Annotated in this window: 32 protein-coding genes, 4 tRNA genes and 1 rRNA gene (1 of these 37 cut by a window edge); 4 read left to right on the forward strand and 33 right to left on the reverse strand. The window is 43.1% G+C overall.

Features of this window, described 5'->3' with window-relative positions; all coding sequences use genetic code 11:
• Positions 1 to 2: 2 nt before the first annotated feature.
• From BMW45_RS05345 to BMW45_RS05455, 25 genes are all read right to left on the reverse strand, one after another.
• Positions 3 to 212 carry a hypothetical protein gene (locus tag BMW45_RS05345; protein ID WP_092241155.1) on the reverse strand — a complete coding sequence of 70 codons (210 nt, stop codon included), beginning with the start codon at positions 210 to 212 and terminating at the stop codon, positions 3 to 5.
• A 425-nt stretch (positions 213 to 637) separates the two neighbouring features.
• Positions 638 to 710, reverse strand: a tRNA-Ile gene (locus BMW45_RS05350).
• A gap of 281 nt (positions 711 to 991) precedes the next feature.
• Positions 992 to 1,438, reverse strand: a complete 447-nt coding sequence (locus BMW45_RS05355) for a hypothetical protein (protein ID WP_092241157.1) — start codon at positions 1,436 to 1,438, stop codon at positions 992 to 994.
• Complete coding sequence (locus BMW45_RS05360) at positions 1,422 to 1,703, reverse strand: hypothetical protein (protein WP_092241159.1); 282 nt, start codon at positions 1,701 to 1,703, stop codon at positions 1,422 to 1,424. Before BMW45_RS05360 ends, BMW45_RS05355 begins: the two co-directional genes overlap by 17 nt.
• Positions 1,704 to 1,705: 2 nt before the next feature.
• Positions 1,706 to 1,951, reverse strand: a complete 246-nt coding sequence (locus tag BMW45_RS05365; protein ID WP_092241161.1) for a hypothetical protein — start codon at positions 1,949 to 1,951, stop codon at positions 1,706 to 1,708.
• Positions 1,926 to 2,138: a hypothetical protein gene (locus tag BMW45_RS05370; protein ID WP_092241164.1), complete on the reverse strand. Its 213-nt coding sequence runs from the start codon at positions 2,136 to 2,138 to the stop codon at positions 1,926 to 1,928. Before BMW45_RS05370 ends, BMW45_RS05365 begins: the two co-directional genes overlap by 26 nt.
• Positions 2,138 to 2,389 carry a hypothetical protein gene (locus BMW45_RS05375; RefSeq protein WP_092241165.1) on the reverse strand — a complete coding sequence of 84 codons (252 nt, stop codon included), beginning with the start codon at positions 2,387 to 2,389 and terminating at the stop codon, positions 2,138 to 2,140. Before BMW45_RS05375 ends, BMW45_RS05370 begins: the two co-directional genes overlap by 1 nt.
• A gap of 9 nt (positions 2,390 to 2,398) precedes the next feature.
• Complete coding sequence (locus BMW45_RS05380; protein ID WP_092241169.1) at positions 2,399 to 3,406, reverse strand: tyrosine-type recombinase/integrase; 1,008 nt, start codon at positions 3,404 to 3,406, stop codon at positions 2,399 to 2,401.
• A gap of 135 nt (positions 3,407 to 3,541) precedes the next feature.
• Entirely contained in the window at positions 3,542 to 3,697 is a 156-nt protein-coding gene (locus tag BMW45_RS27410) for a ribbon-helix-helix protein, CopG family (protein WP_207649050.1), read from the reverse strand.
• 54 nt (positions 3,698 to 3,751) lie between these two features.
• Entirely contained in the window at positions 3,752 to 4,873 is a 1,122-nt protein-coding gene (locus tag BMW45_RS28360; protein WP_330390686.1) for a DNA (cytosine-5-)-methyltransferase, read from the reverse strand.
• A gap of 16 nt (positions 4,874 to 4,889) precedes the next feature.
• Positions 4,890 to 5,825 (reverse strand): radical SAM protein, encoded by a 936-nt coding sequence (locus BMW45_RS05390; protein ID WP_092241171.1) that lies wholly within the window; start codon positions 5,823 to 5,825, stop codon positions 4,890 to 4,892.
• 31 nt (positions 5,826 to 5,856) lie between these two features.
• Positions 5,857 to 6,342, reverse strand: a complete 486-nt coding sequence (locus BMW45_RS05395) for a hypothetical protein (protein WP_092241173.1) — start codon at positions 6,340 to 6,342, stop codon at positions 5,857 to 5,859.
• 109 nt (positions 6,343 to 6,451) lie between these two features.
• Entirely contained in the window at positions 6,452 to 6,715 is a 264-nt protein-coding gene (locus BMW45_RS05400) for a hypothetical protein (protein WP_092241174.1), read from the reverse strand.
• On the reverse strand, positions 6,712 to 7,581 hold the full coding sequence (locus BMW45_RS05405) for an ATP-binding protein (RefSeq protein ID WP_242882920.1): 870 nt from the start codon (positions 7,579 to 7,581) through the stop codon (positions 6,712 to 6,714). The genes BMW45_RS05400 and BMW45_RS05405 overlap by 4 nt, the downstream gene beginning before the upstream one ends.
• Positions 7,475 to 8,320, reverse strand: a complete 846-nt coding sequence (locus BMW45_RS05410; protein ID WP_092241178.1) for a replication protein — start codon at positions 8,318 to 8,320, stop codon at positions 7,475 to 7,477. The genes BMW45_RS05405 and BMW45_RS05410 overlap by 107 nt, the downstream gene beginning before the upstream one ends.
• A 4-nt stretch (positions 8,321 to 8,324) precedes the next feature.
• Positions 8,325 to 8,690 carry a putative PDDEXK endonuclease gene (locus tag BMW45_RS05415; protein WP_207649051.1) on the reverse strand — a complete coding sequence of 122 codons (366 nt, stop codon included), beginning with the start codon at positions 8,688 to 8,690 and terminating at the stop codon, positions 8,325 to 8,327.
• 116 nt (positions 8,691 to 8,806) lie between these two features.
• Positions 8,807 to 9,433: a putative HNHc nuclease gene (locus tag BMW45_RS05420; protein ID WP_092241180.1), complete on the reverse strand. Its 627-nt coding sequence runs from the start codon at positions 9,431 to 9,433 to the stop codon at positions 8,807 to 8,809.
• 14 nt (positions 9,434 to 9,447) lie between these two features.
• Entirely contained in the window at positions 9,448 to 10,137 is a 690-nt protein-coding gene (locus BMW45_RS05425) for an ERF family protein (RefSeq protein WP_207649052.1), read from the reverse strand.
• Between the two features lie 2 nt (positions 10,138 to 10,139).
• Positions 10,140 to 11,066 (reverse strand): DUF1351 domain-containing protein, encoded by a 927-nt coding sequence (locus tag BMW45_RS05430; protein WP_092241182.1) that lies wholly within the window; start codon positions 11,064 to 11,066, stop codon positions 10,140 to 10,142.
• On the reverse strand, positions 11,008 to 11,193 hold the full coding sequence (locus tag BMW45_RS27720; RefSeq protein WP_166433284.1) for a hypothetical protein: 186 nt from the start codon (positions 11,191 to 11,193) through the stop codon (positions 11,008 to 11,010). The genes BMW45_RS05430 and BMW45_RS27720 overlap by 59 nt, the downstream gene beginning before the upstream one ends.
• Positions 11,180 to 11,512, reverse strand: coding sequence for a hypothetical protein (locus BMW45_RS05435; RefSeq protein ID WP_092241184.1), 333 nt, complete (start codon positions 11,510 to 11,512; stop codon positions 11,180 to 11,182). Before BMW45_RS05435 ends, BMW45_RS27720 begins: the two co-directional genes overlap by 14 nt.
• The gene (locus tag BMW45_RS05440; protein ID WP_092241186.1) at positions 11,505 to 11,687 is read right to left on the reverse strand and encodes a hypothetical protein; all 183 of its coding nucleotides are present in this window, start codon (positions 11,685 to 11,687) and stop codon (positions 11,505 to 11,507) included. Before BMW45_RS05440 ends, BMW45_RS05435 begins: the two co-directional genes overlap by 8 nt.
• Positions 11,687 to 12,268, reverse strand: a complete 582-nt coding sequence (locus BMW45_RS05445) for a hypothetical protein (RefSeq protein WP_092241188.1) — start codon at positions 12,266 to 12,268, stop codon at positions 11,687 to 11,689. The genes BMW45_RS05440 and BMW45_RS05445 overlap by 1 nt, the downstream gene beginning before the upstream one ends.
• An 84-nt stretch (positions 12,269 to 12,352) precedes the next feature.
• On the reverse strand, positions 12,353 to 13,075 hold the full coding sequence (locus tag BMW45_RS05450) for a hypothetical protein (RefSeq protein WP_092241190.1): 723 nt from the start codon (positions 13,073 to 13,075) through the stop codon (positions 12,353 to 12,355).
• Positions 13,076 to 13,093: 18 nt separating this feature from the next.
• On the reverse strand, positions 13,094 to 13,846 hold the full coding sequence (locus tag BMW45_RS05455; protein WP_092241192.1) for a phage antirepressor KilAC domain-containing protein: 753 nt from the start codon (positions 13,844 to 13,846) through the stop codon (positions 13,094 to 13,096).
• A gap of 94 nt (positions 13,847 to 13,940) precedes the next feature.
• Between BMW45_RS05455 and BMW45_RS05460 the strand changes: the two genes are divergently transcribed.
• Positions 13,941 to 14,312, forward strand: coding sequence for a hypothetical protein (locus tag BMW45_RS05460; protein WP_092241194.1), 372 nt, complete (start codon positions 13,941 to 13,943; stop codon positions 14,310 to 14,312).
• Between the two features lie 105 nt (positions 14,313 to 14,417).
• Here BMW45_RS05460 and BMW45_RS27725 read toward each other — a convergent pair whose 3' ends face one another.
• The 4 genes from BMW45_RS27725 to BMW45_RS05475 are packed head-to-tail and all read right to left on the reverse strand — an operon-like array spanning position 14,418 to position 15,391.
• On the reverse strand, positions 14,418 to 14,567 hold the full coding sequence (locus BMW45_RS27725) for a hypothetical protein (RefSeq protein WP_166433285.1): 150 nt from the start codon (positions 14,565 to 14,567) through the stop codon (positions 14,418 to 14,420).
• Entirely contained in the window at positions 14,564 to 14,818 is a 255-nt protein-coding gene (locus BMW45_RS05465; protein WP_092241196.1) for a hypothetical protein, read from the reverse strand. Before BMW45_RS05465 ends, BMW45_RS27725 begins: the two co-directional genes overlap by 4 nt.
• A gap of 1 nt (position 14,819) precedes the next feature.
• Positions 14,820 to 15,170: a BRO family protein gene (locus tag BMW45_RS05470; RefSeq protein WP_092241198.1), complete on the reverse strand. Its 351-nt coding sequence runs from the start codon at positions 15,168 to 15,170 to the stop codon at positions 14,820 to 14,822.
• The gene (locus BMW45_RS05475) at positions 15,167 to 15,391 is read right to left on the reverse strand and encodes a helix-turn-helix domain-containing protein (protein ID WP_092241200.1); all 225 of its coding nucleotides are present in this window, start codon (positions 15,389 to 15,391) and stop codon (positions 15,167 to 15,169) included. The genes BMW45_RS05470 and BMW45_RS05475 overlap by 4 nt, the downstream gene beginning before the upstream one ends.
• A gap of 204 nt (positions 15,392 to 15,595) precedes the next feature.
• On the opposite strand from BMW45_RS05475, the gene BMW45_RS05480 reads away from it, so the two are divergent.
• The 3 genes from BMW45_RS05480 (at position 15,596) to BMW45_RS05490 (ending at position 18,271) form a co-directional block, all read left to right on the forward strand.
• A complete protein-coding gene (locus tag BMW45_RS05480) occupies positions 15,596 to 16,006 on the forward strand; it encodes a helix-turn-helix domain-containing protein (RefSeq protein ID WP_092241202.1) in 411 nt (136 codons plus the stop codon).
• A gap of 36 nt (positions 16,007 to 16,042) precedes the next feature.
• Complete coding sequence (locus BMW45_RS05485) at positions 16,043 to 17,047, forward strand: DUF4352 domain-containing protein (RefSeq protein ID WP_092241204.1); 1,005 nt, start codon at positions 16,043 to 16,045, stop codon at positions 17,045 to 17,047.
• Positions 17,048 to 17,212: 165 nt separating this feature from the next.
• On the forward strand, positions 17,213 to 18,271 hold the full coding sequence (locus BMW45_RS05490) for a site-specific integrase (protein ID WP_092241206.1): 1,059 nt from the start codon (positions 17,213 to 17,215) through the stop codon (positions 18,269 to 18,271).
• Positions 18,272 to 18,288: 17 nt separating this feature from the next.
• Here BMW45_RS05490 and BMW45_RS05495 read toward each other — a convergent pair.
• The 4 genes from BMW45_RS05495 to BMW45_RS05510 form a co-directional block, all read right to left on the reverse strand.
• A tRNA-Cys gene (locus BMW45_RS05495) sits at positions 18,289 to 18,359 on the reverse strand.
• Positions 18,360 to 18,372: 13 nt separating this feature from the next.
• Positions 18,373 to 18,444, reverse strand: a tRNA-Glu gene (locus BMW45_RS05500).
• 46 nt (positions 18,445 to 18,490) lie between these two features.
• A tRNA-Asn gene (locus BMW45_RS05505) sits at positions 18,491 to 18,563 on the reverse strand.
• Positions 18,564 to 18,641: 78 nt separating this feature from the next.
• Positions 18,642 to 21,060, reverse strand: a 23S ribosomal RNA gene (locus BMW45_RS05510) (it continues 474 nt past the right edge of the window).

Raw genomic sequence — 21,060 nt, forward strand, 5'->3', positions numbered from 1 at the left:
TATTAATTAAACCTGTTCTTTACCCTTGATTCAAGCTGATCGAATTCGTGCTGCACATTATCAATTGTAAACCGCCTTCCGGTGAATTCCTTATCAACACTTATGTAAGTATCCACCATCTTGCTTCGGTGTTTTATCAGTTTAGTTTCCAGAGACAATTCTCTAATCACTACCCATGTAATTCTGATGTAGGCCCATAATTCTCTTAACATACCAAATTCCCTTTCGTCGTTTTTGATATCAAAAAAGAGACGGGGTCGACCGCCTCTTAGCTATTGATTATCGCTAAAATTATTATAATTAACGTTATAGGTGCAAAGTAACAAAGAAAACCTAAAACATACATACGTTTCTACCCTTTGCTTTTCTTCTATCATACGCCCAAATTTCCCAAAAGGAAACACCCATCACAGCATAACTATGACAGGCGTTTCTTTAGGAGGTGTATTATGATGAAGCTGATACGGAACGCCGGATTATGAACCCGAATTTACATACCGCCGTCTATTGGCTACGTTCCGTCACTACTTGTGTAGTTATACTCAATTCTTGGTCAATCCGCGCACCTAGATTCGAACCAGGGTCTCCAGTCAGGGGGATTACTGTTGTTCTGTCGCTGAACTATGCGCCGATTAAATCGTAACACTCGGATTCGAACCGAGAACCAACCGGATATAAGCCGGGTACTCTAACCGTTGAGCTATGTTACAGTATGCCGGATTCACCGGCACGCCTTATTGTTTATAGTCTGGTAAGGTAAAGTCAGACTGGCCTTATAATTCAGTTTATAGTCTGGAAAGGTTGGGTCAGACTAGCAATCTTTTAGCACCGCATTGCCAGGTGCGCCTTTGATATTATAGTCCGTCAAGACTAGTCGGACTGCATGATACCAATCGAACATAAGGGGAGTGTATGTTTTCACTGGTTCCAGTTTACATTATATAATAGTTGAAACGGAAAGAGCGGAAAAAACGGAATTAGTATTAAATTTTTATATTTCAGTTACTTTACCTACAAAACTATCAAACTCTTTTCTAATTGCGTCACCCGTCTTTTCCCCTCCTAATCTTGCAGCCACCGTGTCCCAGGATTCGCGTTCAAATAATTTGTATTTTATTATCCTCTGCATTCTTGCCGGGATCCGGTTCATGTACCTTTCAACCATTCTTCTGGTTTCTCCGGTTTTCCTTGCCCTTTCTCTTAGGATTTCCTCATCTTCTTTCAATGTATCTGCGTCCTCAGGCGTGTATGCTATACCGGATATATGAAAGTTCTTTGCTGTGTAAGGAAATGTACTCATAGATCCTTTAACTGAATCCTGCTCAATTGTTTTCTTCTTACGCTCCAGCTTCGCTATATCCCTGATTGTTTCCTCCTGTAATGCCTTTGCATCTATGTAATCTTTCAAAGCTGAAATAATCTCATTTTCCTTTTGCACGCTTCCACCCCCTTTCATTTGCCAGCAATAAGAACCTCGCCGTCAATCTCAAATCGTTTTCCAGCTTCTCATTCTTCTCCTTTGCCGTAAGTGATCCTGAATCTTCCAGCTCAAAACTATATCTATTGTGGTACAGCAAATTTTCTTTCGCATAAGCTTGTACTCTATATTGGGGTATCCCTATCACCATTTCTGCAACATCTGGCGTATAACTGCCTATGTATTCACCTTTATCAAAAACAGAATAAATTTTCCCTTTTGGCATTACTATCCCTCCTGCCCTATAATAGCCTCAATTTCTTTTTCAATATTATCCAATGCCTTCCATGCACACTGTTCTTCCGCCTTTTTCTTCTGGTCATGTGTCATTACCATGGTGTCACTGTGATTTTGCTTATGTATTGCCACTGTATCTCTAATCCGCCTGATCTGGCTATCTTTTGATTCTAACTCATCAGCCTGTAATCGGCATATCTGATTTAATTGGTCAAGATTCATTTCTGCCGCTGTCATGGTCAGTCCCTCCTTTGTTTGCCATTTCCCATGCGATAAGGATTAAACCGGATATAACCAATACTCCAAACCCTAACTCTGGTATTGCCAATCCTAATGTGCCTGACAGTATAGCCGCCATCAACCCCACGTAAATTACCGCCACTTTTATAATCGTTGTTGCTGTTTTTATGATTATCTCTTTCATTAATCGTCTTCCTCCATACCGGTCTGTACATGGATTGCTAAACACCCCAAGTCTGAGCTTAACTCTTCGAGCTGGTCATCTTCCGTCCATGATATTAATTCAGTGTGTGATGATCCACAATAAGGGCATTTAGGTTCACGGCCTTTCAGTAATTCCTCTCCGACTATAAATTGCTTTTCGCAACTAATGCACTGATATTTCTTGTGGTTATCAATATAATATCCCTCGAACCAATCATCTGATCTATACATATATCCTCCTTACGCTCCAATGCTCATATATCTGTTATGTACCTGCCGCAGATGTTCCCCGTTGGCGGCCGCATAGAATCCAAGTGTTGTGGACGGGTCCTTGTGTCCAAGTATCTGCTGAATATCCTCAATGGCACAATCTTTGATCCTAAGTGTGGTCGCCATAGTCTTGCGGAAGAGGTGAGGATATACTCTCCGCTTTAATCCGGCCTTTTCTCCTATCTGCTTGATAATCAGCCTTAACCCGTCCTCAGTGACCGCCTTGTATGGAGCCTTTACCCATGCAAACAAGGCTTCGCTGCTGTCCTTCCTAGATGCCAGATACTTTTCCAGGTGGACCTTGGCTACATCATTGAGGTACACTGTCCGGTAATCAGAGGTCTTATGAGCATATATCACAATCTCCCCGGTACTCCAATCAATGTCCTGCTTGCGCAGCTGTGGCACTTCTCCGATCCTTACACCTGTGCTGAGTAGAAACTCCATTAAGGCCCGCTCTCTTGGATTTGTACATGCCACCCTGAGCCGTTCAATCTCCACACCTTTCAGGTAATCTATAGGTGGCTTACGTTCTTTCTTAACTGGTACAGCTTCAACCGGGTTTGTGCTGATAACCCCATGCTTACGGAACCATGTGAATACTGCTGAAAGAAAGCGTCTCTCGTTATTTACGGTCCTGACTGAATTACCCTTACCAGCATACATGTCCAGGTAATACTTGATATCCACCGCTGTGATGTGGCGAATGTTCTTATCAGTGACACAAAGCATATTTTTCATGGCCCCCATGTACGCCCTGACAGTCTTATCGCTCAGCCCATCTTTCTTAACATTCATTTCATAAACCTGCAGCAAGTAGATATTATCGTCCATTTCCGTGGAGAGCTCCGTTTCCTTCTTCTGAACCTCCACATAATACAGGGCTTTAATGATTACTGTTTCCAGTATCCTCAGAGTTTCTGTATCCACATGTGGCTCCATCTGCATTAAGATTTCATTGATAATCCTCTCTTTCATATTCTTTCCCCCTTTGTAAAAGCTGTACCTATAGTTTCATTGCTTATTTATATCGTTTTGTTGAGGCTAACAATACGTTACTCCTGAAAATCTTCGTTTTAATGTGTAGCGTTACGCAATGTTATAGAAGTAACCCTATTCCAAATACCCTTCCAATGCCTTGCGGACCACCCAGGAAATGGAGCGTTCTTCCTTCTGGCAGTACGCTATCAGCTTCTTAAACTGCTCCGGGTCCATGCTGATATCCTGCCTTATGTATTTCTCACCTTCTGCTTTTTTCGGTCTTGCCATAGTGTAACGCTCCTTTCTCTGTGTATCACATCATAAGCTTTTGTCTATCTTCGTTTACCGGCCTAACTCTATATCAGCTATTGCCTGAAATACCGGGTAAAACTGTGCTGGCACTACTGCGTTTCCAAGGCATTTAATTCTGTCCACCCTATTGGGAATCCCATTAGCCACTCTACCCAATCTGGGTTCAGTTGACCACCAATCTGATCGTTTAGGTTCCTGCTTCTCTCTTTGCTCTCCCAGCGGCTTTTCTGACCCGTTCTGTAATCTCTGGCTTGTGGTGTTGCATATAGCTTTACAACCTGAGACAAACGCATAAGACTTTGTCCCCCGGCCTTGTTTTTGTGCCTCACAGTTCCGTTTTTTGTCATTATCGGATTTCCGGGTTTTCGTGCAACTGAATCTGTTGCAGTTGGAGTCGGCCACATGCGGCAGGTCTCCGGGTTTACCTGTTCTCTCAAATTTGCTGGCCTTTTTCTTCCTTTGCGGCTCCCCTCCGCTTGCCTTTGCAAAGCTTCTGGCGATCTCTGAGGAAGATAATCCATTGTGTTTGGTGTAGCCCACAATGGCTGTTCTGTATCGCCTATGCGGGGCATTGACACCGCAAGCTGGTAGTAAAAACGTCCTGACGGTGTAGCCTGCGGCTTCCAAGTCAGATAACACCGTGTCGAGTGCCATATTGATGATTCCAGCAACATTTTCTCCAACAACCCAAGTGGGCCGCAATTCTTTGATAACCCTAACCATTTCTGGCCAGAGGTAACGGTCATCGTCCTCGCCTCTTTGCTTCCCGGCAACACTAAAAGGCTGACACGGGAATCCACCTGAGATAATGTCAACTGTCCTTCTATTTGTCCGTTCATAAAAACTCACTCCTGTCAAAGTCCTGATGTCTCTCCATCGTGGTACATCGGGCCAGTGCTGTTCTAATACCTTTGTTGGATAATCAGCCCATTCACACTGCCCAACGCTCTTAAATCCGGCCCATTCAGCTGCCAGATCAAGGCCTCCGATTCCCGAAAAGAGGGATAAGTGTGTAAGCTGCCTGTTTCCGGTGCAATCGGTCAATTCCATCTGACCATCACATTTATAATTGTCAAATACTTCAAATCCCATTTTTTGAAAGGAGCCAGGTACCTTATCGTCCGGACGGCTCCGGCCTCCTTTCTTAATCAATCAAATATTAATTTAGTTACCCAATATACTCCTCAAACGTAGGTGTTTTCCAGAAGATGAAGTTGTTACACCAGCGTTGAATTTTTCTATATATTGGCTTGCAATGCTCTTTGTCATAAATCATTGGATATGGCGAAAATTTCAGCGACCTGCAAAACTGGATTCTTTCAATGTCCTGCTCAATCGTTGTATTGAAATTGGTTAAGATATAAACCATCACACGTCCTTTGTCTTTATCGTACCCGGTTGATTCCTTAAATGCTTTTAATTTCCGTTCTATGAGGTATTTATCTTCGTAACGATCGTAAGCGAAATGTATTCCATCAAGTCTGATTTGCTTAAGCAATTCAAGGTTTCGATCATTTATTCGCCTTATATCTATCCCCTGATTAAAATTCACTTTCGCTTTACTGTCCACCAGCTGCTGTAATAATTCAGTGTGTCCAGGATATGCCAGCGTATTGGGATCACAGAGGACAATATTTTTCTGATCTTTCCAAAATTCTGATAAATCAGCCACTTTATAACTCTTTTTCCCCTCTTTGCAAGCCACATGACAAAACTCACACCCCATAGGGCAACCTCTGGTTAAGAAACCGTATGCGGTATCTCTGGTCATTTCTGGATAAAGAGAATAGTCCGGGTAAATATGTTCAATTTCAGCAGGAAGCAAATTGTCTCTTTCCCGGTGATATATTTCCTTGCCATCTATTAATTCAATGCAATATCCAGACCCGCCTTTTTTAATCACATTTGAATAGACAGGCTGTATGTAGTCAGGTGTGAAGCTGAATACTTTTGACATATAAACTATGTCGTATTCTTCGATCAGGCCGTCAAACGGCTCATACCATTGCACACGATCACCTTTCGCTTTATGCCACGCACTTATTTTCATGAGTGGCAAATTTGGGTAATTATGCCCATCTACATCAATAAGTCCTACTTTCAATTCACACCTCCTTTCTACGTTAAATACGGGTTTACTTTTTTAAAGATTCCTCATACTCCTCAATGACTTTAAAAAATTCACTTGCCTTTAACTCCTTAAGTCCAGCAAGGTTTTTAAAATCACAGTCTGCTCTAAAGCTTGCATACAAAACATCGTTTATCATAAACAGTCTGCTGCTTGTCCGTCCGAAAACTCTGAATTCAAATCCCATATGGGGTTTGTGCGGTGATTTCAGCCCTAATTCCTGACATTTATTAACCCAGGCTTTCGCGAGCTGAGAATTTTTCTTAAACAGACCTGGGGCGTCTTTCTTAAAATACTTTCCAAACTTATCCGTGTCACCATCAGTCGGACAAATATGTAAGTACTGTACTAACTGATAATACTCATGAGTTTCAAAACCCTGCTCCTTTGCAAACTCCATAAACGCATCATTTACCTTTTCCGACATGGCATTGTAATCCAAGTACTCTTTATGGATCGGGCAGCTAGGTGTAACTAGGTAGAATTTTTCCATTGTCATATTCCTTTCTCGCGCTCTCTGGCGCACGCTGATGGCTCAAATTCCACTCATATTGCCATCTGTGACATTTCTATCGTCCAAGCCTATAAGTTGTCTAAATGGCTTAATAAATCAATCCCCTGCGCTGGAAGAATATCTCCCGGTATGTAATGGCAGTCCGTACCGGTACCATATTCCTTCCACGCTTCGCCATATACTCCACGAGTGCCACGTGCCGCAGCTTTCTCACGATCACCGCATCGTTATCCTCTTTCTTCACATAGCCAAGCTTAATGTCTACTGCTTCTGTTCGGTATGTGACATGATCCCCGATCTTAAGCTTGTCCCTCAATGCATCAATATCTTTTTGCCTGATAATCATATTCAACCCTTTTCGCCTCCATTTTTTTGACCTCTAAGATTATTTATAAGTTCCTGATTGTTCTTCTCCGCTATGTAATCCCTGACCGATTCCTCCGGGAAAGCAATTTGATATGTTCGTTCCTTGATCCGGTTGGTGATCCGCTCATCGTAATTCAACCTATCCAATGCCGCATTGCTTGTGAAAACTGTTACCTTACGTCCCACATACCGGTCATTGATAATCTGATAGAACTTGTCATTGATCCAGCCTGCCGGGGTCTCTGTTCCAAAATCATCAATAATCAAGATTTCAACGGCTGCCAATGAATCAAGTAGCTGGCTTTCTGTTTCTCCGTCCTCACTCGGCTTTTTATTCCATGTCCGCTTGATTTCTTTGATAATGGTTGTGGACCCGGCAAATTTAACCTGATGGCTTTTCAGGAGAGCATTGGCTATTCCTACCGCCATTCTGGTCTTGCCTGATCCCTTAGTCTCGGAGTAGAGATACAACCCCATTCCCTGGCTTTTCATATCGTCAAAGTTATCAAGGTAGTACTTCACGGTCTTTGCGGCAACTGCTATCAGGTTACGGCTGGCAATCTCCCGGTAGATACTGAGATTAAAGTTTTCCAGTTTAACATCTTTGAATGCTTCTGGCAGCTCTGCAAATTTCAATCTCCTAGACGCCACCATCTTTTCCCAGCAATCACATTGTTTGCCATACTCCATCCCATCATCACCGGTATAGAACACCCAGCCGGTCCCCTTGCACTTCGGACAGGTATCAGTATCCGTCAAAGATTCCTGTACAGTCTGTGTCAATCCCGGCTGAGATCGCTTCTGCAGCAAGTCCCTTTTCATTCGTTCCAGTTCGTCCTCCAGGCGGCCCATTGTCCTTCCCTCCCTCATAATTTTTATCAAGATAGTCAACATAGCCTGAATTGAAGAATGTACTTCCATTTTGAGGTTTGCGCCAGTCCTCGTCTTTTTTTAGATCGGCCTTGTACCGTTCAATGGCTCTCTCCATTTCCTCTCTTCCAATCTTGGATAACTCCTTTTTCTTTGTGTCTGAAATTTGCCCCTTGCCTTTTTTTAATGGGTATAGTTTCCAAAGATCTTCAAACAGCGTGTTGTGGTCATTCACAATGCACTTTATATCTTTCTTTATATCTTTCTTTAATATCTTTCTTTTTTGGGGGGTGACGTCTTCCCCTGTACCACTGGTGACGTCTTCCCCTGTACCACTGGTGACGTCTACACCTGTAGGTGACGTCTTCCACTGTGGGGGTAAAGAGGACCACTCTTTTATTCTTTTATTCAGCTTCACTTTCTTAGGACTGGTATAGGTTGGTTGCTGCGTTACGGTAATTACATTCCCTTCTTGCAAGCTATTAATTACCAGAGCAACGCTCTTTTTATTCAATCCAGTCCCATTGGCTACGAAACTGTTAGAGAACTCGCATTCCTTGCGACCATACCCGTAGGTATTTCTTATCAGGCAAAGCAATACTCTTATCTGTGCGCCGTTGAAATCAGCATGGAAAACGGCCTCTAACAACTCATTAGCTACCCTGGTATAACCGTCCTCCAGTTGAGGACCACTTACTTTGTCCTTGCCTCCTTCGCTCACATCATCACTCCTGTTCTAATACTTTCCCGGCCTCAAACTCACGGTATATGGTAATCCAATCATCTAATGGCATTGTAACAAGCCATTCATGCCTGTTCTTGCGGTGAAATACCGCAGGCAGGTTACAATCATCAAACGGTAAATATTTGGCTGCTGCGTTCGATTTGGCCTGTTCTATGGCATCATAGATATTCAACCGTTCCACCCTCTTGCATTCGATATGTATCTGTGGAAGTCCCACCACATCAGCGGCGCCAGTATCACCACAATATTGCTGGCCTCTGCTCGTTTTATAACCATATTCTTTAAGGATATTGGCAAGCTCACGTTCGCCATTTGCTCCTTTATCTCTGCTATTAATCTTTCCCAAAATACTCCTTTCTCCCCCGCCGCCCTGAAATAGCGGCAGGGGCTGTACCAATGGCATGTCGTGACACATAGACCTTTGGGATTCCTTTTATTGTCAGCCCGTTAAGGCACACAAGGCTATTCTACGTACTTAATTCCGTACACCTTATATTTGTTCGTGAAACTCTCTACGCCCGTTGTATGGGCCTCTGTGTGATGCGTACGGCACAGGCATATCTTGCGGTGTTGTGAATCATCAAGCGTTCGCCTGTCATTGCCCATGCCTATGGCATCTACATGATGAATCTCTCCCGGTCTGCCGCAGATCGCACATTTTTTGAGCTTCAAACAGGCATACAGGTAATGACCTATATCATCCGTCCGGTCCAGTGCAAAATCTGCAAGCGGTATCCCCATTTCCAGGGCATAATCCAGGATTACATTTATAAACTCTCTTGCCGTATCCATGGAGCACCCGGAAAATGAAAAGTACTCTGCGCCGGTCCGGTATATGTAAAGGTACTTAAGCCACTCTTTCATGACCTCCGGTACCTCGCCGGTATAGGCTGCTATGTCATTTATCGTGGCATAAGCTTTCTTACGTTGCTCTGCGCTGATATGCCGCCCATCATCAAGCCAGACCAAACAATTACGCATTCGCTTTTCCTCAATAGGCTCCATGAGGTTTTTACCAGGAATAAAAATCTGGAGATATGTACCTTCCTCAACCGGCTTATATCCGGTTATCCTTGCAAGTTCATGCACTTACGTCACCTCAATTATTTAAACGGCAGCCCATTATCTGCATTATCCGGTGGAATTGTTGCGGGATCAGCCGGAACTACTGGCTTGTCTGGAGTAGCCTTAAAACTCTTTATAGCGCTTCGGTATTGGTTCTGGTCCATATCAGCAAATTTTCCGATTTTATAATAAGCACAAATTGCCTTTTCACTTTTTCCGATTCGGTCGCATTCAGACAACAGTTCATCAACTTGCTTTTTATTAATCCTGGAAACATTGGGCTTGCTTTCATGTGGCTTATTCGCTAATTCATGGCATTCAGCGTCTGGATCGGACATTTCCTCAGTCGGAATACAAAAGAGCTGGAAACAGGCGTATTTGAATGCTATAGCCATGGCCTTATTAGTTGCCTTATCTCCACTGTCCATTCCCTCACCAATAGTCACTACTTCAACACTAGAACCGTCCTCTGCATAAAAGGTATATTTGACTTTGCATATTGAATAAATCAGTTGACCGCCTTTTGCAGTAGTTCGTTCCTCTCGGTGCTGCTCCAATACCTGTGGGACAGTAAAAATCTTGTTTTTGATAAATGCAGGATTTAGAGCGTTCATAACATCGTCAACGCCGCGGTACATAAAACCTTGCTGTTGATTCTTTTTATCCTTTCCAATCGCTCCCACGTCCTCCATGACGGCGACTATGGACTGATAAATCTTTTCTCCCAAAATTAGACTTCCTTTCTCTCAAAATAAAGTCCCAGGCTATTCATAGCCATTTCAAGCTCCTGTAACTCTGCATCAGTTCCGACTACCGTATAAACCGCCTTGATTGATTCCGGCATAGTGAGCGGTGCGGCAGCGGCTTCATTAACGGTTGTAATCGCTTCTTTGACTTCTGCTTTGGCTGCTTCCTCTGCTTCTTTTCTGATCCGTTCTTCCTCGGCAATCTTCCGGCGTTCCTCTGCCTTTGCACGCTCAATCTCAGCCTGTATACGTCTCTCCTGCTCTGCTTGTAATCTCGCTTCTTCTCGCTTTAAAATCTCGGCTTTCTGAGCCTCATACTTGTTGATGTGGCCCAAAGCCTCAGGCAGATTAAGCGTGGCGGCAAATATACGTAACGCCTCCTCTTTGGCCTCTGAATTATTGGCATCAATAGCCATCTTGCCAGCCCTTGCATTGGTAATAACTTCGGTCATTTCTTTTGTCAGAGCCTTAAGGCTTGTACTGGCATTGGTCCACTTATCCGATTTGATTTTATACAGCGGAAGGAAATCAACCATATCACCGATATTTTCATCATAAATCCTCTGGATATCGGCCTCACGCTCTGCAATGCGCTTGCTTTCGAACTCCTCAACTTGCCTAAGTATGTAATCAATGGGGATATCAAGCTTTGCAGATAGGGCCTTAACCTTATCAGCGAACTTTTCATACGGTTCCATCCATAACTTTTTTGTTGTTTTAAGGCTATCATCTACTGACTTTTTTGTTTTCCTGAGATCGGCAACGGACTTTTTTGCAGCCGCTTTCTGGTCCTCTGTGAAAACAACACTGTCATACTCATGGGTGCGCTCCTCTATCCATTTTTCGAAATCATCAAAATTCGCTGTGATCTCCATTTTCCCCGTTGTTACATTCAGTTCCATATTGCTCATAATCCACTCCTATCTGGCTTCTGTTAGCCATCTGCTTAGTAATTCTCGATTTATTGATACACTCTTCACACGCTGCGCTGTCTGATTCCAGATACAGGCCGCACATGTCGCATTTATGCCTGTTCATTGGGATCACTCTTTAAGTCAAGTTTTAGTTCCTCCAACTGCTTAATCGCTTCATTGATATTGTCGTCTTCCCAAACATCGTAGCACCATTCATAATCCTGACCGGATTCCCAGCCGCTGGTATATACTCTCATGTGAGCTGCCGCTGTATGGCCGCTAAAATCAAAAAACGCGGTAGGGAGGTCCCCTGTAATTTCACGGTCACGCCGGTTGACTCCATTAATATCAAGCACCAGATCAAGCAGCCTATGTAATCCTTCACGCCTGCTATATTCAGTCCGGCGCCTTGCAGCTAATTTCTTGCGGTTTCGATTATTCACTTGACAATCCTCCGATCCTCCCCGTATAATCAGGGTTATAATTGATTTTTATGTTACACTGACCTGCAGGTGTTGGCGCACCTGTGGGCCTTTTTCTTTTACCGCCGTTTCCCCAGTCAAATTGATTCATTCCAATGGCTGATCCGGCTTTGAGGGTTTTATGTTTCCTGCTCATTAGTACTCCTCGCAGCGTAGGTTTACTGGAAGAACAATTTTGATGTTCTCTCTCTTACCTCTTTCGCCTGATCTGATAACAATTGCGTCCTTCGGTCCTCTTAAATCAATTCTTGCAATAGGAATGCGGTCACCATAATCACTGATAGAAGCCAGCGCATCTTTCAGAAGATTTGCATTTACTCCTATGGTTAGACCCTTCGGTTCTGTCATTAAATCGTTCACCATTTTTTCTACACCATAATATTCACCTTCTGGCTGAACATACCCCATGATAGATTCACCGACCTGCACATAAATGCGGTTTTTAGAAACTTCGATATCAACATAAGAATCATGCCGTGTTATCTTCGGAATGTTTGGTTTTATGTAACATGAAAATGATTCATCGGCTTCCGTAATATCTGCATATTCAATCGAAACCTTATGCCCGTCAAGCGCTGTGGCTTTAATCGTTTTGGTTTCTACATCTACTTTCAAATAAATCCAAGGTAATTTACCTCCCTTATACTCAGGTCCAACAAACCTCTTTGTATTATCAATGATTCTCTTAAAATCCTTTGCGGATATTCTTGCTTTCATTCCTCGCTCACCTCCTGCCATAAAAGAATATAATTAATAGCATCAGCCAGACCCATAGGGGAAAATATATATTCATAGGTCCTCCTATTCATCGGCTTTGTTCTTAAAAGCCACCATTTCAAAATTACCCGTATCAGGAACCATGATCTGGATTTTGGGATAGTTCTTAAAGTTTCTTGCTGTGGAGTTGCCCAACATCTTGCCTACCTGGGAGTTGCCCAACATCTTGCCTACCTGGGAGTTGCCCAACATCTTGCCTACCTGGGAGTTGCCCAACATCTCGCCTACCTGGGAGTTGCCCAACATCTCGCCTACCTGGGAGCTGTCCCACATCTTGCCTACCTGGGAGTTGCCCAACATCTTGCCTACCTGGGAGTTGTCCAACATCTCGCCTACCTGGGAGTTGCCCAACAATACCAAAACGTCATTGCATAATTTCTTAACTTCGCAGCGTTTCAGCCTGTAGAATCCAGATGATAATTCTTCCAGCTTCTGATCTACCAGTACATGCTTGTCCCACCAGTCACACACATATTCCCGAAACATTTTTTCATGTTCTTCCCTGTCGAACCAATCCGGGACGATATCCTGATCCACAACAAATTCCCATTTCTCCGGCTGCTCTTTTGGGCTTACCCACCATTCATTATCTTTGGGGACCAGCTCAGCGCGGACAAACACCCTTTTTGCATTCCATCGGGTATCTTCGATCTTTAAGCTTTCCAGCAAGTCAGAATGGCTGTCATTGGCTCCTGGTGCTACTACTACTTTACTTTTTAAAATAATTCCACTCTTAAAACGGCACATCTTTGTTATCCTCCTTTTTTATGCTGCGTTTTTCTCAATCGTTGGAAGAATCCCGTTGTCTTTAAGTAACTGATAAAGAAATAGTCTTCCTTTTTGCGTCCATTTGGTGTTCATTTTAACATCTGGTCTACCATCAGAATGCGTTATATCTACAGTGTTAGAGTGGGTATATCCGCAATTCTGATACTCCTTATACAAGAGCCATTGACCGCTTTGCTTATACTGGACTTTAAGAGCATGAAGAAGATCATTCATTGCCTGCCCGCTCATGCCGTAATCCTTTGCTATCTGAGTAATGGTTACAAGGCCCGTATTCTTTAGGATTTTATCCATATAGTCAGCCTTTGGTTTCAATTCTCCGATTATCTGATTTTTAACATTGACTTCCTCAATCAGCAGAGTTTTATCTCCCTTTAATTTTTCGATTGTCATATTAGCCAGCTTCAAGGCTCTTGCAAACACCTGCTCCGGCGTGTTCCAGGCTTTTTCAAGATCAAGGAAGTACTGGCGGTATATCCTGCCTTTCTCGGTTCGCTGGATCATGCAAATCTGTTTTGCCATGTCCACTGATACTTCATAATCAACCGATGGGCGGCCTCCTGTACTTTCGCTCTTTTTTGAGCAAAAGTCTTTACCTTCCTCAAATCCGTACTCTGCCATTCTTGGGAACCAATCTTTAAATGCTGTTTTGATTTCCAATCCTTCATGTAAATCTCTGGCTGATACTGTAGGGCTTTCAGATTCATAATTGATCTGAATTATTTCGTTCAATAAAATACCTCCTTTTGGTTGCTTCCATATTCTTCCAGTCTTATAATGTACTTACAAGCCTTGCAGGGCTGAGTACATAAGAAAGGAGATTTTTATGGATAAACCTAGTTTAAAAAAAGACTTAATTTATAATTTTTGGAATATCGCTGACCTTAAGCAATTAGGCACCCAGCGATTACAATTAGTTACTGCATCTGGCTTAATATCAGGTGTCCCAGCCAGACTACCAGTCGACACCGAGTACGATGAACTTGTTGGCACTCAAATATTGGCAAAATATTATGTTGATGCGGTTAAGAACTATCGTTCAAGACATGGACTATCTGGCACAGAGTCCGTGCCTGGAAATGATGGCGCCATAGTTCTCCAGGATGTTGTCATTACTAATACATCAGGAACTATAGATATTCCGTTCCTTGTCGTATTTTTCGACCAAATCATAGGCGTTTCCCTTGGGAATATCTAGTTTTACATCAATCTGCCGGCCTTGGGATTTAATTTCGAGGTCGGCAACTCTTTTCTCCAGTGCCTCCCATTTCTTTTTACTAATCCACATCATTCTCACTTCCTTTCAAAGTACCTCTAAATACGCACACACCGCTAATATCAATCCTACGCCCGCAACAAATATCATTCGTGGCATTATGTACTTCACTATTTCTAGGGCCAGTGATGGGCTGTGGTCGGTGTAGTCGTCTAGGGGGTTGGGGTTTTCTCTCATACCTGCTCCTTTCCTCTTACTATCTGTAGGATCTCCTGGTCACTCAATCCGAGTGCAGATACTAAAGACCATAAGTCCTGCAACCGGAAGGTTTCTGGGTGCTGCCAGCGGTAATTTATCGTTCCTTCCGGACGGTTTAACCGATGCGCAATCTCCTTTGTTTTAATCTGTTTGATTTCCATTCTTTTTCTGATAGTAACGCGAGCGATAAGCTTCTTTTGCTCAAAGTCACTTAATTTCACTTTTGGCAATTTACTCCCTCACCTTCTGTGTCCATTTTGTATTCATTTTAACCGATGTACTGCCGTCAGAATGAGTTATGTCGATCGTTTCAGAGTGTGTGTAGCCGCATTTGGAATAATCCTTATAAAGCAGCCATTGCCCACTCTCATTTATGACGATGGTTTCTTTATTCTGTATTCCATCAAAGACCATCAATTTGGTTTTGTCATCACCATCAACGTGCCTGTTAATATCTCGGCTACCGTTTTGGTACCCGAGGATACCAGCAACATCTTTACCGACAAAATATGGTTCGTCACCCATGGTTACTGTCCGTATCTGCCCGAACTCAGCATTGCTAAAGACTTTTAGATTATTCAAATATGTACCTCCTTTTCGTTATTTTCGTTCTGAATGTCTTCAACAAAAACGTCAATTGGAACACCAAAATACCTTGCCAAAGCCATGCGTTTCTCCACTTTTGGAGTATATCTTCCATACTTCCAATTTGTTAATGTTGCCGTGGAAACGCCTGTCTGCTTAGCGACCTCATAATCAGTCACTTTGGCCTTGTCTCTTAATTCTGCATATTTTTGATACAAATTTTCACCTCCCTGAAGAAATCTATTGACATTAGCTAAGTTTTCTAATATAATTATGATGTCGGTCAAAGTTATAATAGAAACCTATGCTAATTCCTTTTATTTAGCTTATGTATCAAAGCTATGGTCATATAATAGCATTGATTTCAAAGCTTGTCAATAGGGTTTAGCTTATTTTTCAAACTTATTTTTAAGAGGTGCTATATGTATGATATTTTTGCAAAATTATGTGAAATTAATAAAGTGACTCCCTATCGCGTATGCAAGGAAACGGGGATAACTACCGCAACTATTAGCAATTGGAAGGCGGGAAGGTATGTGCCCAAGCAGGATAAAATGAAGAAACTTGCTGATTATTTCGGGGTGTCTGTTGAATACCTAACCACTGGAGAGGAACCGAAATCAGAAAATGCGAATGTTAGCAAACAAATGGCAGATCGCGACATTGCGAAAAGATTTGCTGATATAATTGGAGATATTAATGATCCTGATGGTAGCCCACTTTATTTTGACGGAGTGGAACTTGATGACAAAACAAAGGAAATCATGGCAACTTATGTGACGAATGTAAAACAGCAGTTTGAAATCATGCGCGAAATGGTCAAGAAAAAATAATTTAAAAGAAGTCATGCCTGACTGGGGGAAGGGAAAATGAGTATAAAAGGGACTACACAAGAGTTATTTGTTGGTAAAAAGAAGTCCACAATAGTGACGCTGTTTGGAAAAAATAAAATAGTTAAGTATGAAGACTTAAAATATATTAATTATATGTACTCATCTGGAACTGAAATTGGTTTTTTGAGTTTTGTAAATTATGACAACCGGGAAAATAGGTTTGAGTTTGCTAAAAGTGCAAATGAAAAAGTATCTAGAACAATAGATTTAATAAAAGAAAATATGCCAGAGTTAGAAATACGCGAGCAACAAGTAACTGACCTAAAATTTTATCAGCGTAATTTGTTTACTATCATCATAAGTTTTGTTTTGGGATTTCCTCTCGGAACAATAGGCCTATATCTTATGTGGCACTATAAAAAGAGCTATATAACAGGAAGAATTCTCGTCACTTTTATGGCGCTGTTGTTTTGGGGGACGTGTGGTTATATTTCATACCTTGGTTATGTATCATCTATGAATAGCGTTAATGAAGCAATGGCAGAATATCAGAACACCATGAACAACCTTTATTCTGGTATACAATCAGGCAATCAAGGTGAGGTGTTACAAACTAGCCCTGCCGAAATGTTAGAAACCAATGAAAGTTCAGTAGATGAAGTATACAATGTAGGAGATGTCTACGAATCAAAAGAAATTAAAATAATGTACTTGAACAGTGGTGACTATAGTGTAGAAAATGAGTATAGCCAACCAGAATCAGGAAACAAATATATATTCGTAGAATTTTCAATAGAAAATGTAGGAAATTCCGATTGTAGTGCCGGTTATGCTTCTTTCCGTTGCTATGCCGACAATACAGAATGCTCTAACCCCATTATATCAAGTGAGGGAGCAATGCCCATAATCACGAATTTATCACCAGGGAGAAACACTAAAGGAAAAATATTTTATGAAGTTCCTACTACTACAGAAAAAATAGAGATTGAATATGAAACCAATATACTGACACAAGAAAAAATATATTTTAACTACAAGTAAATAAAAACCGCCCCGGCACATACCGGAACGGATTTTATAAATCATACCAGACAATGGCCTGATACAAGGTTTTCGCAGACTTATTGTATCACGAATGCGCCAATCTGTCAAAGGTATGGCGTATTTTTTATACCTAAAATAACAAGTAATGAAAGGAAGAACGATATGCCTACAGCAAGAAAACTGCCATCAGGATCATGGAGGGTACAAGTATTTGATTATACAGATGAAAATGGAAAACGACACTATAAATCTTTTACGTGTGACAACCCCAAAAATGCAGGTAAGAAAATAGCGGAAAATATGGCGACTGAGTATGCTTTGACCAAAGAAACAAGGTCTAGGACTAAAAAAACTTTTGGGCAGGCCCTTAAAGAATATATCTCCATGAGGGAACCTGTTGTCTCCCCTCGCACCATACTAAATTACAAGAGATTACAAGATAAGGATTTAAAAGTATTGGCTAATATTGAGATAAATAATATCACGCAAGAAATAATTCAAGATTTTGTAAACAACGATGCTAAAGTACATGCTCCTAAAACTGTTAGAGATAATCACGGGTTAATTTCTGCTGTTATTAAACAGGAGCGCCCAAGTTTTGTATTAAATACAGTTTTACCAAGGCCGGTACGTCCGCAGCTATATATACCATCAGATGACGATGTAAAAAAACTTATCAAATTAGCGGCTGGAACTGATTTAGAGTTGCCAATTTTACTCGCTGCTTTCGGACCGATGCGGCGCGGTGAAATATGTGCGCTTGACACTGATAATATAAATGGGAATATCGTTCACGTGTGTAAAAATATGGTTTTGGCACCAGACAAGACATGGGTTATAAAAGCACCTAAATCTTATGCTGGAGACCGTTTTATAGATTACCCTGCCTTTGTGGCTGATAAGTGGAAAAACATGTCTGGAAAGGTCACAAAACTAACGCCCGATAATATAACTACTCGTTTTTCAAGACTGTTAAAAAGTTCTGGTATAACACATTTTAGATTTCACGATTTAAGACATTATTCTGCAAGCATTCAACACGCACTTGGCATACCGGATGCATATATTATGAGTCGTGGTGGTTGGGGAAACGATGGCGTATTAAAAAATGTATATCGTCATGCTATGATGGGGAAAACACAGGAAATGAATCAGATCGCGAACACATATTTCAGCTCTATGCAACATGAAAATGCAACACAAAAAATAAAACCCCAGTAAACACTGAGGTTTTAGAGAGGCGACAACCAGATTTGAACTGGTGATCAGGGTGTTGCAGACCCACGCCTTACCACTTGGCTATGTCGCCATAAATTGTTAAGTGACCCCAACGAGATTCGAACTCGTGTTACCGCCGTGAAAGGGCGATGTCTTAACCGCTTGACCATGGGGCCTAACTTGCATTTCGTTTTCCTCATAGTCTCGCCTGAGTATCACGAACTCCCCGAGTAGGACTTGAACCTACGACCCAACGGTTAACAGCCGTTTGCTCTACCGACTGAGCTATCGAGGATTACTGAGGCATATACCCTCAAAACCACACATTGTTACATATCTATTTTCATCCGTTCTTCCTCTTACCTAAACCAACCTGGTTAAGCCCTCGACCTATTAGTGACAGTCAGCTGCACATGTTGCCATGCTTCCACCTCTGCCCTATCTACCTCGTCGTCTTCAAGGGGTCTTACTCTTGCGATGGGATATCTCATCTTGAGGGGGGCTTCACGCTTAGATGCCTTCAGCGTTTATCCCTTCCCGACTTGGCTACTCTGCCATGGCTTTGATAGCCAACAGATACACCAGAGGTCAGTCCATCCCGGTCCTCTCGTACTAAGGACAGCTCCTCTCAAATATCCTACGCCCACGCCGGATAGGGACCGAACTGTCTCACGACGTTCTGAACCCAGCTCGCGTACCGCTTTAATGGGCGAACAGCCCAACCCTTGGGACCTACTACAGCCCCAGGATGCGATGAGCCGACATCGAGGTGCCAAACCACTCCGTCGATGTGAACTCTTGGGAGTGATAAGCCTGTTATCCCCAGGGTAGCTTTTATCCGTTGAGCGATGGCAATCCCACTTTATACCACCGGATCACTAAGTCCTAGTTTCCTACCTGCTCCACCCGTCGGTGTCGCAGTCAAGCTCCCTTATGCCTTTGCACTCTTCGAATGGTTTCCGTCCATTCTGAGGGAACCTTTGAGCGCCTCCGATACCCTTTCGGAGGCGACCGCCCCAGTCAAACTCCCCGCCTGACATTGTCCCCCAGCCAGGTCATGGCTGCAGGTTAGAAATCCAATACCGCAAGGGTGGTATCCCAACATCGGCTCTGATAAGACTGGCGTCCTATCTTCACTGCCTCCCACCTATCCTGTACATGCAGTACCGAATCCCAGTATCAAGCTGGAGTAAAGCTCCATGGGGTCTTTCCGTCCTGGCGCAGGTAACCAGCATCTTCACTGGTACTTCAATTTCACCGGGTGCATTGTTGAGACAGCGCTCAAATCATTACGCCTTTCGTGCGGGTCGGAACTTACCCGACAAGGAATTTCGCTACCTTAGGACCGTTATAGTTACGGCCGCCGTTTACTGGGGCTTAAATTCAGAGCTTCGCGTTGCCGCTAACCCCTCCTCGTAACCTTCCAGCACCGGGCAGGCGTCAGCCCATATACCTCACCTTTCGGTTTTGCATAGACCTGTGTTTTTGCTAAACAGTTGCTTGAGCCTATTCTCTGCGGCCTGGTTTCCCAGGCACCCCTTATCCCGAAGTTACGGGGTCATTTTGCCGAGTTCCTTAACAATGCTTCTCCCGCCGGCCTTAGGATTCTCTCCTCATCCACCTGTGTCGGTTTACGGTACGGGCACATATTACACAATAGCGGCTTTTCTTGACAGCCCCTACGAAGACTTCCCTACTTATGTTCGGTACGCGTCACACCTTCCTGTTGCTGGGTGGATTTGCCATTCCAGCCAGTCCAGTGCTTGCCCCGGTCTTTTCATTCCCGGGTTCTTCTTCGGTTCTGTGTCCCCACAGTTCTGATAATATGCGGTACAGGAATTTCAACCTGTTGTCCATCGACTACGTCTTTCGACCTCGCCTTAGGCCCCGACTTACCCAGAGCAGATCAGCTTTACTCTGGAAACCTTAGATATTCGGCCTGGAGGATTCTCACCTCCATCTCGCTACTCATTCCGGCATTCTCTCTTCTTAACACTCCACATCTCCTTACGGTAATGCTTCTGTGCGTTAAGAATGCTCCTCTACCAATGTATATAAATATACATTCCACAGCTTCGGTGTCGTGTTTTAGCCCCGGACATTTTCGGCGCAGGACCTCTCGACTAGTGAGCTATTACGCACTCTTTGAATGTGTGGCTGCTTCTAAGCCAACATCCTAGTTGTCTGTGAAATCCCACATCCTTTTCCACTTAACACGCACTTTGGGACCTTAGCTGGTGGTCTGGGCTCTTTCCCTTTTGACTACCCAACTTATCTCGTGCAGTCTGACTCCCGTACATCATCTGGCCGGCATTCGGAGTTTGATATTCTTTGGTAAGCTTTGACGCCCCCTAGGAAATTCAGTGCTCTACCTCCGGCAGACTAATACGAGGCTAGCCCTAAAGCTATTTCGAGGAGAACCAGCTATCTCCGGGTTCGATTGGAATTTCTCCCCTACCCACACCTCATCGCCACCCTTTTCAACGGATGTGCGTTCGGTCCTCCATTTCCTTTTACGGAAACTTCAACCTGGACATGGGTAGATCACCCGGTTTCGGGTCTACCTTTACTGACTTATGCGCCCTATTAAGACTTGGTTTCCCTTCGGCTCCACACCTTAAGTGCTTAACCTTGCCAGTAACGGTAACTCGCCGGACCGTTCTACAAAAAGTACGCGGTTCCACTTTAAACGTGGTTCCACAGCTTGTAAACACAGGGTTTCAGGTTCTCTTTCACTCCCCTCCCGGGGTCCTTTTCACCTTTCCTTCACAGTACTATGCGCTATCGGTCAC

It is taken from the genome of Lacrimispora sphenoides, from assembly GCF_900105215.1.
GTDB classification, from domain to species: Bacteria; Bacillota; Clostridia; order Lachnospirales; family Lachnospiraceae; genus Lacrimispora; species Lacrimispora sphenoides_A.

Excerpts from the sequence above, each read along its gene's own strand:
- BMW45_RS05345 (WP_092241155.1), bottom strand. The coding sequence starts at position 212 with ATGTTAAGAGAATTATGGGCCTACATCAGAATTACATGGGTAGTGATT.
- BMW45_RS05360 (WP_092241159.1), bottom strand. The coding sequence starts at position 1,703 with ATGCCAAAAGGGAAAATTTATTCTGTTTTTGATAAAGGTGAATACATA.
- BMW45_RS05365 (WP_092241161.1), bottom strand. The coding sequence starts at position 1,951 with ATGACAGCGGCAGAAATGAATCTTGACCAATTAAATCAGATATGCCGA.
- BMW45_RS05370 (WP_092241164.1), bottom strand. The coding sequence starts at position 2,138 with ATGAAAGAGATAATCATAAAAACAGCAACAACGATTATAAAAGTGGCG.
- BMW45_RS05375 (WP_092241165.1), bottom strand. The coding sequence starts at position 2,389 with ATGTATAGATCAGATGATTGGTTCGAGGGATATTATATTGATAACCAC.
- BMW45_RS05380 (WP_092241169.1), bottom strand. The coding sequence starts at position 3,406 with ATGAAAGAGAGGATTATCAATGAAATCTTAATGCAGATGGAGCCACAT.
- BMW45_RS27410 (WP_207649050.1), bottom strand. The coding sequence starts at position 3,697 with ATGGCAAGACCGAAAAAAGCAGAAGGTGAGAAATACATAAGGCAGGAT.
- BMW45_RS05395 (WP_092241173.1), bottom strand. The coding sequence starts at position 6,342 with ATGGAAAAATTCTACCTAGTTACACCTAGCTGCCCGATCCATAAAGAG.
- BMW45_RS05405 (WP_242882920.1), bottom strand. The coding sequence starts at position 7,581 with ATGGGCCGCCTGGAGGACGAACTGGAACGAATGAAAAGGGACTTGCTG.
- BMW45_RS05430 (WP_092241182.1), bottom strand. The coding sequence starts at position 11,066 with ATGAGCAATATGGAACTGAATGTAACAACGGGGAAAATGGAGATCACA.
- BMW45_RS27720 (WP_166433284.1), bottom strand. The coding sequence starts at position 11,193 with ATGAACAGGCATAAATGCGACATGTGCGGCCTGTATCTGGAATCAGAC.
- BMW45_RS05440 (WP_092241186.1), bottom strand. The coding sequence starts at position 11,687 with ATGAGCAGGAAACATAAAACCCTCAAAGCCGGATCAGCCATTGGAATG.
- BMW45_RS05445 (WP_092241188.1), bottom strand. The coding sequence starts at position 12,268 with ATGAAAGCAAGAATATCCGCAAAGGATTTTAAGAGAATCATTGATAAT.
- BMW45_RS05450 (WP_092241190.1), bottom strand. The coding sequence starts at position 13,075 with ATGTGCCGTTTTAAGAGTGGAATTATTTTAAAAAGTAAAGTAGTAGTA.
- BMW45_RS05460 (WP_092241194.1), top strand. The coding sequence starts at position 13,941 with ATGGATAAACCTAGTTTAAAAAAAGACTTAATTTATAATTTTTGGAAT.
- BMW45_RS27725 (WP_166433285.1), bottom strand. The coding sequence starts at position 14,567 with ATGAGAGAAAACCCCAACCCCCTAGACGACTACACCGACCACAGCCCA.
- BMW45_RS05480 (WP_092241202.1), top strand. The coding sequence starts at position 15,596 with ATGTATGATATTTTTGCAAAATTATGTGAAATTAATAAAGTGACTCCC.
- BMW45_RS05485 (WP_092241204.1), top strand. The coding sequence starts at position 16,043 with ATGAGTATAAAAGGGACTACACAAGAGTTATTTGTTGGTAAAAAGAAG.
- BMW45_RS05490 (WP_092241206.1), top strand. The coding sequence starts at position 17,213 with ATGCCTACAGCAAGAAAACTGCCATCAGGATCATGGAGGGTACAAGTA.